Annotated in this window: 3 protein-coding genes; all 3 read right to left on the bottom strand. The window is 56.0% G+C overall.

The annotated features are described in order from the left end of the window. On the bottom strand, positions 1–434 hold a 434-nt coding region (locus EYY67_RS24195; RefSeq protein ID WP_479725250.1), incomplete at its 3' end, for a phage tail sheath protein. Positions 435–642: 208 nt separating this feature from the next. Beyond that, a complete protein-coding gene (locus EYY67_RS24200) occupies positions 643–1,044 on the bottom strand; it encodes a tail fiber assembly protein (RefSeq protein WP_131694597.1) in 402 nt (133 codons plus the stop codon). Positions 1,045–1,053: 9 nt separating this feature from the next. Then, positions 1,054–2,571: phage tail protein (locus tag EYY67_RS24795; RefSeq protein WP_242675638.1), on the bottom strand; the 1,518-nt coding region annotated here is incomplete at its 5' end.

The raw sequence follows: 2,571 nt of genomic DNA on the forward strand, positions 1-2,571 counted from the left end.
GCGGCGAGCGCCGTGGCGACTTCCAGATTATCCAGACCCGGCACGCCGAGAATGCGCGGCTTCACGCCGAGTTCGGTTTGTGCCGACAGCAGGGCTTTCATGCCGGTATACATGCCGGTGGCATCGGTGCCACCGATGATGTTGGAGGTGGTTTCCGCGTCGTCTTCGCCTTCTGCGACGCGCACGACGACGATAACGGGTTTCGCCTGGTTGGCAATTGCCATCAGGGACTGATACAGCGTGCCTTCTTTGCCCGCCTTTCCGGCGGCGGTCAGCACATTGGTGATAAGTACCGGCGTATCCAGCGGGAACGCCTCGGCGTCAGCATCGGATGCGGTGCAAACCATCCCGATGATGGCGGTGGAAACGGTGGAGATAACGCGGGTGCCGTCGTTGATTTCAACAACGCGCACACCGTGATGATAATCAGCCATGGTGTTTTTCCTGTGATTGGGGTGAGGTCAATCATCGCGTGTTGTGTACGCGCAGGCACGGCGGGAGGGATGTTTGAGGAATGGCACAACGCACCTGCAGCACAGTTATATCTGTCTGTGCGGTACCGAAAACGCTATGGCCAGCACGGTCAGATATGACTGTGCTCGATACAAAAAAGCCCCTTGCGGGGCAATAGTCAGGAGGCAATCAGACGGGAATTTGAGGCCAGTCGATATCCGGCGCGGCGGTATCAATGCGGCTGATCAGAAGACGAAATGTTTTCCAGGCTGTCAGCCGGCGCACTTCCTCATCCGTGGCGACGTCCAGATCGGCGGCATCCTGTAAAGGCGAAATGGCTTCCTTAGCCTGGGCGAGATAGCTGGCTTTGAAAATCTCCGCACGCTCCTTTAACACCTCAGCCGTCGGCGCGGGGGCATCCACCAGCGCGGGCAACCCGTCAGCCCCAAGCCCGACCTCTTTGCCGGAGGACTGGCCGTTAAGCAGTTCAAAATACTTTTCTTCGCTGATTTCCAGCGCGTCAGGAGGGATCTCCGCATTCACTTCCGAATCAAAAAAGCCCTTTACCGCATCTGAATAATAAATCTCCATAACGTCCCCTTAGTATCCGACGGCAAACCATGAAATTGACCGGCCAGTGGCGGCAGTATTTGACAGCGAGAACTGGGATGTAGATTTCAAATATCCCGTCATCGACATTTCACCCGCCGTTCGTTCGATATTGTTTGAAACTAACAGTGACGCGCATCCCGTAGGGAACGTCACCGGAAAGCTAAAGTTTTTAATGGTCGCACCGTCCACACTCTCGATGCCCCACTGATAAATCACCCCGGTGTCGCCACACTTCCACCATCCGCGGGCACTTTTAGACGCCGTGTTTTTTGCCCCGCGCGCATTCACGCGATCGGTGATTTCAGCCTGCGTATAGGTGCCAACGTCGGCCGCCGAGGGTTTTCGCAACGTGGTATAAATCTCACCATATGACCAGGTTTTGCCGCCATAAAAACTTAGCCATGCGCGCTTTTCGTCATACTTCATGTGAATACGACACGGACGACTTCCGCGATTCATGGTGAACGTCACAATGTCCCCTGATGTCCCTAAAACGCCGTAACCATCACCTTCTGAATAACTGATGCCGGAATAAAGCGCGCCGGTCTGCGCATCAATGCCCCCGCCGTCAATGCGGGTTGCACTTTGCGAGCCAATCCCGCCCATACCCACCAGTGCGGCGCGTCCTTCCGTGTAATCGTTGAGGGATGCCTGGGTGTCAACTTTTGCAGCCGAACCCAGTCCATCAATGTTATCAGCGGTCAGTTTGATATCCGCCGTACCATCAAATACCACACCGGCAATTTTCCGCGCCGTGGCCAGTTTGCCCGCAGCAACGGCGGTGCCATCAGAAGCCAGGGCACCGACGTTTGCATACGTGATGGTAATATCCGAGGTGCCATCAAACGCCACACTGGCAATCTTCCGCGCCGTGGCGAGCTTGGTTGCGGCAACGGCGGTGCCGCCGGAAGGCAATGCGCCGACGTTATCCGGCGTCAGGTTGATATCTTTTGTTCCGTCAAAGGCGACACCGGCAATTTTTCGCGCCGTGGCGAGTTTGGTTGCAGCGACTGCCGTCCCGTTCGCAGGCAGTGCGCCGACATCTTCCGATGTCGGTTTAAAGCCTTCGTGATACACGGCTTTGTCATCATATTTCAGCTCGCCGGTATGTTTAAGCTGGAGAAATTTATTGGCTGCGCTGTTGGAAATGTAAACATCATTGGTGCCAATCCCGACGGTGATTTTATTCGCACCGCTCTGGATAGCTAACCCACCGGAAAGCGTGCCGCCGGTCAGCGGCAATCGCCCGTTGGCATTATCATTTGCCGCCTTCACGGCTTTGGGCGTCGCCGCCAGGGTTTCGCTGTCGCTGGTTACCGAGCTACTGAGCTGGACGAAACCTTTTGCCGCCGTGGTGCCGTCCGGATGATTGCGTGATTTCTCATGCGCGGCCAGCAGGTCATTCACATAACCCTCGGTGGCGACAATGATCGAATCATCAATGATAAGCGTGATGGCGTCCGTGTCAGAGACGGTGATCACCATGCGCAGGGTTTGCGTGCGGCC

It is taken from the genome of Rahnella victoriana (genome assembly GCF_004330295.1).
GTDB classification, from domain to species: Bacteria; Pseudomonadota; Gammaproteobacteria; order Enterobacterales; family Enterobacteriaceae; genus Rahnella; species Rahnella victoriana.

Bases quoted from the DNA above. Each gene is read 5' to 3' on its own strand.
- EYY67_RS24200 (WP_131694597.1), bottom strand. From the start codon at position 1,044: ATGGAGATTTATTATTCAGATGCGGTAAAGGGCTTTTTTGATTCGGAA.